A 5985-nucleotide genomic window follows, 5' to 3' on the forward strand; every position below is an offset into this window, starting at 1 on the left:
GATGCCGGCCGAAGCCGAGTCAACCGGGGTCGAATGGCCGCGATGTGTGGCCGAAGACGAGAGCCATTGCTTAAAGAGTTCTTGGGGCCTAACGCCTGAATTAAGCCGACCCGCCCAGTGGTGCCCGATTCCGATGAAGCCACGACGCGGGTTCGGCTTGAATGAATTGTTAGGCCACAACTGGCTGGAATGTCTTGCGGCTTGACCCCAAGACCGCCGCCGGCTGGCCCGTAGGTGACAACGGTAATGCAAAAGCAGCTGGGCGGCACAGCAGTCGTCCGCTTGCCCCGGAACGCTCACTGCGGCCACACGCAAGCAACACACTTCCAAATGCATTTGGCCCGGCGCCATAAGCGTTCTTTCCAGTGGGGCCTAACGCCTGAATTAAGCCGACCCGCCCAGTGGTGCCCGATTCCGATGAAGTCACGAAGCGGGTTCGGCTTGAATGAATTGTTAGCGCTCATCAGGAATCCCATACGTGCTTCATGTCAACTACGATCCAGTTGCCGTCGACTAACTTCACACGGTACGAATACCCACTACCCGAGAGAGGGCCAGACGTGCAACCGCCATCAGAGCGGAACCCGTCGGCTAGTTTCACTATGTCAGTGATGAAACACTTATAACCACCCTCACCAGACTCTTTGAACTGAACGGGTGCGTCGGAGCCACGCTTAAGAGCCGAGCATGGCACGATCTTGAGTGAGCCCATTTGACTTGTAAAAGACGGCGGAGGGTCAGAGTCACCGGGCATGCACAGAGCGATAGGGAGAGTTTTTGATGTTGGCAGAGCGTAATTGCCCGAAATCATGTGCATAAATACAGCTCGCGCTACTTCCTCCTGGTCGGTAGTAAAGGAATGTGTGGGACCAATAGCTGCGCATCCCGCCAGGACCGCTCCACCGACTGCGAGGTAAATTCTCATGAGCGCTAACGCCTGAATTAAGCCGACCCGCGAAGCGGGTTCGGCTTGAATGAATTGTTAGGCGCCACGCTTGACGCCGGATTCTTCCGCGTACAGTTTTCTGGCCAATACTGCAGCCTCAGAAAGCATCGATCGCAACTCATTGTTTGCAGCGTCCACTTGTTGTTCGGTGATCTTGTGCCCGTTAACTGGGCATATGACCAAATCATTGATGCTGCCCATGCCGCCGAAAGCCCCAAGAAAATGCTCGACGCCGCGTAGGTTTAAGTTGCGAATGGTTGCTGCGTCTTTGGCCAGCCACGAACTCCAAGGCTGCTCTCCGAAGGAGCGCAGGAGCGTCGCCGCCGCATCTATGCGATTGGCCAAGTCTACGATGTCAGGATGCACGGTTTTGGTCATTGCTTTTGTGGCGCCTAACGCCTGAATTAAGCCGAGCCGCGAAGCGGCTTCGGCTTGAATGAATTGTTAGGGCTCATTGAATGACAGCTCGATCGATGTGTAAAAGGGTGTTGGCCACTGCCCAGCAAGGCCAGCTGCTGAAATTGCTTTATGCACGCACTGCGCCAGTGGAGTTTCACCCTTGCGCCAGCTCTCAGCCACCGATCCGTCAGTATTGAGAGAGAAAACTACGGTAAACGCAGACAGATCCATGCCGGGACGGCCGCACGTTGCCATGGCTGATCCGAGGGCGTTGCCTTGGGCCGGTAGCAGTTGAGAGCTCATCTCCTTGGATAGATTTGCTTCATTGGCATCAGCCAAGGCCTTAGCCTGATCGAAGCTCATAGGGGCTGAAGCCAGCTGAGCAGCAAGAAGTAATTCTTTGAGCATCGTGAACCTTCCTATGAGCCCTAACGCCTGAGTTAAGCCGACTTGCGTAGCGGAGCCAACAACATGGCAAGCTCTTCCTGCCATGTTGTTGGTGGAGCGAAGAAAGTTCGGCTTGAACGAATTGTTAGGCCGCAACTGGTCCATGCCACCCATTGCTACCGGACTGCTTTGGCCTACCCCTGAGGCGAACACTACCGCAGATGTGAGCGGGCCGCGATGCGCTACCACAACCACCGGGCCAAGCGCATTAGGAGGTCGCAGAGCCAGCCGAATACATTCGGGGCGAAACGAGGGAAGGCAAAGGACAGGATGGCGAACCCAACGATTGCCCCGACCAGCCAGGAGAGCGGGAGTGCGCTGTCCGAGACTGGTGCAATCTGGCTATTGAGAAGCAGCCAGAGAAGGCCCATGAGAGGCACAGCGAACAAGAGCGACGCGAACGCAGCGGCCAGGCGCCCGCCAAACGTGAGGTCCGAATCGATACTTTGACGTGCTCGGGTACGTGACATGCGGCCTAACGCCTGAATTAAGCCGACCCGCGAAGCGGGTTCGGCTTGAATGAATTGTTAGGCATCACCTGCCGTCTCTCTGAGCGACACCCGTAAGCTTGTCAGCTGGCAGGCCGTTGTAGATTTCCTCAACCTCGCGCGGCTCCGTAATAGTCTTGTGCGCGATGAAATTTACTAAGCGAAACAATTTGTTTACAGTATCTCGATCGTCCCGCAAGTCGATCGTTCCAGGATGCACTGCATCATTGCCAATGACGCGAACACTATCTAGTGCTTGTTGCACGCGCAGCGGGAGACCGGCAGCCACTAGCGCACCAATGTCTGCGTTTATGTTTCTACCGGGCTGCCCAAGAAATACACAAAGCTTCTGGATTGCTAAGCGGAGCAAGGCGGCTGCGCCTCTGGGCGATAGGCTTGCGATGTTCTGCGCCTCTTCATAGTCCGCTCGAATGTCTGATGGGAGATCACTGTTTGGTGGTTCGGCAGAGGAGTGAAGCGGAAAGATGATCTTATCTTTAAGCCAGATGGTTGGGGCCCTGCAACTCGCGCAATTCGATAGAACGAAAGCTTGGTTCGCGTACTGCAGCCCATAGCCGTCCTCTCGCTCCGATGCCTGCAAGTGATACCAAACCTGCTTGGCATACACGCTGCAGCTTGGGCAATTGAAGGCCTCAATGCCTAAGGTTGGCGGAATGTAGTTGGCCTTCTGCATACGTGAAACTCTCCCCTGTGATGCCTAACGCGTGAATTAAGCCGACCGGCGAAGCCGGTTCGGCTTGAATGAATTGTTAGGCCACAGGGCGACAAGGACGTAGCTGCTCAAAAGCCATGGAAGGAAAAACTGACTGGCTATATTGGAGTAGCTTGAGAGATACCCAAGTGATTGAACCGTGGAGTCGTCGAACCAAGCCATGATACCTACAGCCAATGTGGATACAGCAATGGGCGAAATGATCCTTGTCAGGAACCGAGCCAAGAGCAATGTCACTGGAAAAACGGTTGCGCAGGAAAGCAAGGCAAAGATCAACGCAATAACAGGTATTGATGGTTTCGAGTTGGCGCAAGCGTCCGCGGCAGTCTCGCAATCCATTTGGAAGAGAAACAGAATTACCGCCGTTAGCGCAGACGTTGGCAGAGCTATGAGTATTCTGTCGGTGCGAGTCATACTTAGTCTGTGGCCTAACGCCTGAATTAAGCCGACCCGCGAAGCGGGTTCGGCTTGAATGAATTGTTAGGCACCACGCCGGTGACCGTGGCGGCCGTGCATGTGAAGCTACCACCCAAGCCGATGCACGGCTCAAGAGTGACAAGAAGAGGCGTGCTATCGGCTACATCCAGGCGATCAAGCACGTTATCCGATGCCAGCTCACCAAGTTGAATGTCCCGAACGCCAGTGAACAAAAGAGCGACCACAGCGCTCTTGCCGGCGGAGGCATCAATGTAGGAAAGCTCCAGCGTGACGACACCCTTGGCTGAGTAGTCAAAGGACATTAGCCGAGCATCGGCAAAGTCCGGCCAGTAGCCGAAGATTGACGTGACCGCATCAGAGTTGGAGATCATGCCTGTGGTGCCTAATGCCTGAATTAAGCCGGCCCGCGAAGCGGGTTCGGCTTGAATGAATAGTTAGGCCTCACTCCGCGATATGCGAAGCGAGAACCTCCTGAACAGTTGACGACGCTACACCTTGCTTGGCGATGACGTCGAAAAGGCTGCGAGAAATCGTGTAGTCCCCCTGAGGCAGTTGCTTATAGAAGGGCGGGCTCTTGGGAGAAAGCATGATCCAGATGTTCTTAGATTTATCGTGGCTTGGGACAGTCAAAAGAATGTAGCCGGCATGACTAGAGAAAGCTGGCGCGGCAACAGGATGTTGCCGTGTGGCGTACTCTCGAACCTGAAGGATCGACCATTCGTGCTTGTCTCCGAACGACTCGCGGCCGTCAATAGCTGGGGAGCAGCCGGAACATACCAGAGCTGCCAGAACTAGAAATTGCCAGAGTTGTTTCATGTGAGGCCTAACACCTGAATTAAGCCGAGCCGCGAAGCGGCTTCGGCTTGAATGAATTGTTAGGCCCCACCCCGGGAACCCCAAGCGGCCGTCACCACGCCGCACATGCTTGCCTCAACCTTGTCAGTTGAAATGGGGCGCGTGAAGTTGATGACCGCCTGCTCTCCGGTGCGAATGGGGCGCTGGAGTTGTATCAGAGCCTTCTGCACGGGCGAGGATGGCGCTGAGCACGAGCCGAAGTTGACCGCAAACTCAATTGCCTCGAGGTCGGATTGAGTGACGTTTTGGAGATGAATAAACCAAGTGCCGTCGTCGACCCACCAAGTTGAGCGGCCCTCAATCATCTCTGCGTCTGAGGCTTGGAGTTGCGCAAACGCCGGGGATATCTGTGGCGAGACAATGCCCTTACCAGCAGCGATCTCGCCAGCCATCACTTTGCTCCTAAGGCTCTCGACGCGCTCGTAGTACGAATCCGGAAGGGAAGTTTGTGATGCAGTGGACTCGGGCGCTGGGGCAGAGCCGCACCGGAAGTGGATTGTTCCGGTTGCTCCCTGGGCTGGGCGGCGGAGCATTCCGCTGTTATTGATGGTGCCTGGAACCGCCTCGGATCCGCCGCTATCTACAAGCTCCGCCTCCACGCCGCTGCTCTTTTGACAGAAGGCGTTAGCCTTTGTCGTGAGCTTAGCGATGATTCCATCGGAGCTGCCGAATATCGTGAAGTTTCGGTCGGTCATCATATAGACGCCCTTGCCGATTGGGACAGCTTGCGGGTCTTTGGCGAGAGCATTACCGCTCAGGGCCAAGCCAACAATTACGAAGATTGCTTTCATAGAACCCCCCCTTTGTTGAGCAGCCCCATGTGGGGCCTAACGCCTGAATTAAGCCGACCCGCGAAGCGGGTTCGGCTTGAATGAATTGTTAGGCCTCGCCCGCAATGGCCTGCCCAATGCTTATCTCGTTGCCACTTGGGTCTGCGATGCGAAAATCCCGCATGCCGTATGGCCGGTCCTCGATAGGGACGACAATCGTGACGCCCGCATCTACAAGGGCTGCATAGTAGTCATCTACGCCGGAGACGCCCAGATAGACATGTGCTGCACCCGCAGGTTTTGCACCTGCACGTTGCGTGAGAGTGATCTCAATACTGTCTCGGCAAACGGCAGCAATGTCAGGTGGCTCACCCCACGACCACGCCAGATCGAATCCGAGCGTCTGGCAATAAAAGTCTATCGACTTTGCAAGGTCGGTTACCGAGAGGATTGGGGAGACAGACTCGATCTTCATGGACTCAATGACCTATGTGCGAGGCCTAACGCCGGAGTTAAGCCGACCCGCGAAGCGGGTTCGGCTTGAATGAATTGTTAGGCAACAAGCCCATGCCCCTACGAGACGGAAACGTCGGGAGTTGCGCCGCATGAGTTGCATGCGGCCGAAGTGATAGTTGGGCCAATTGCACTCTCTGCCCCCCACGTGACAGAGAAACGGCTGAAAGGCTTTCCGGACTGCCAAGATGCACCATAAGACGATCCGTGCTGAAGAATCCTGACGGATTCAGTTTGACCGCAACCGCACGTCAACGTGTGTGTTGTCTCGTCAATGACTCCCATGGAATGCCTCCTTGTTGCCTAACGCCTGAGTTAAGCCGAGCCGCGAAGCGGCTTCGGCTTGAACGAATTGTTAGGCCCCAACATAGCGCAAGGAACCCACGGCCGGAAGTT

General features: G+C 55.6%; 7 protein-coding genes. All 7 read right to left on the reverse strand.

The annotated features are described in order from the left end of the window. Positions 1-982 precede the first annotated feature (982 nt). A complete protein-coding gene (locus tag IP90_RS16425; protein WP_144900754.1) occupies positions 983-1324 on the reverse strand; it encodes a DUF6966 domain-containing protein in 342 nt (113 codons plus the stop codon). A 66-nt stretch (positions 1325-1390) separates the two neighbouring features. Beyond that, the gene (locus IP90_RS16430; protein ID WP_144900755.1) at positions 1391-1897 is read right to left on the reverse strand and encodes a hypothetical protein; all 507 of its coding nucleotides are present in this window, start codon (positions 1895-1897) and stop codon (positions 1391-1393) included. 429 nt (positions 1898-2326) lie between these two features. After that, positions 2327-2974, reverse strand: a complete 648-nt coding sequence (locus tag IP90_RS16435) for a DUF4145 domain-containing protein (RefSeq protein ID WP_144900756.1) — start codon at positions 2972-2974, stop codon at positions 2327-2329. A 479-nt stretch (positions 2975-3453) separates the two neighbouring features. Beyond that, a complete protein-coding gene (locus IP90_RS16440) occupies positions 3454-3822 on the reverse strand; it encodes an Imm50 family immunity protein (RefSeq protein WP_144900757.1) in 369 nt (122 codons plus the stop codon). A gap of 70 nt (positions 3823-3892) precedes the next feature. Continuing rightward, positions 3893-4267, reverse strand: coding sequence for a hypothetical protein (locus IP90_RS16445; RefSeq protein ID WP_144900758.1), 375 nt, complete (start codon positions 4265-4267; stop codon positions 3893-3895). A 59-nt stretch (positions 4268-4326) separates the two neighbouring features. Beyond that, positions 4327-5097: a hypothetical protein gene (locus IP90_RS16450; protein ID WP_144900759.1), complete on the reverse strand. Its 771-nt coding sequence runs from the start codon at positions 5095-5097 to the stop codon at positions 4327-4329. 88 nt (positions 5098-5185) lie between these two features. Then, positions 5186-5551: a bleomycin resistance protein gene (locus tag IP90_RS16455; RefSeq protein ID WP_144900760.1), complete on the reverse strand. Its 366-nt coding sequence runs from the start codon at positions 5549-5551 to the stop codon at positions 5186-5188. Between the last annotated feature and the right edge of the window lie 434 nt (positions 5552-5985).

The organism is Luteimonas cucumeris, assembly GCF_007830035.1.
In the GTDB taxonomy this organism is placed as follows: domain Bacteria; phylum Pseudomonadota; class Gammaproteobacteria; order Xanthomonadales; family Xanthomonadaceae; genus Luteimonas_C; species Luteimonas_C cucumeris.

Bases quoted from the DNA above. Each gene is read 5' to 3' on its own strand.
- IP90_RS16425 (WP_144900754.1), bottom strand. From the start codon at position 1,324: ATGACCAAAACCGTGCATCCTGACATCGTAGACTTGGCCAATCGCATA.
- IP90_RS16430 (WP_144900755.1), bottom strand. From the start codon at position 1,897: ATGGACCAGTTGCGGCCTAACAATTCGTTCAAGCCGAACTTTCTTCGC.
- IP90_RS16435 (WP_144900756.1), bottom strand. From the start codon at position 2,974: ATGCAGAAGGCCAACTACATTCCGCCAACCTTAGGCATTGAGGCCTTC.
- IP90_RS16440 (WP_144900757.1), bottom strand. From the start codon at position 3,822: ATGATCTCCAACTCTGATGCGGTCACGTCAATCTTCGGCTACTGGCCG.
- IP90_RS16445 (WP_144900758.1), bottom strand. From the start codon at position 4,267: ATGAAACAACTCTGGCAATTTCTAGTTCTGGCAGCTCTGGTATGTTCC.
- IP90_RS16450 (WP_144900759.1), bottom strand. From the start codon at position 5,097: ATGAAAGCAATCTTCGTAATTGTTGGCTTGGCCCTGAGCGGTAATGCT.
- IP90_RS16455 (WP_144900760.1), bottom strand. From the start codon at position 5,551: ATGAAGATCGAGTCTGTCTCCCCAATCCTCTCGGTAACCGACCTTGCA.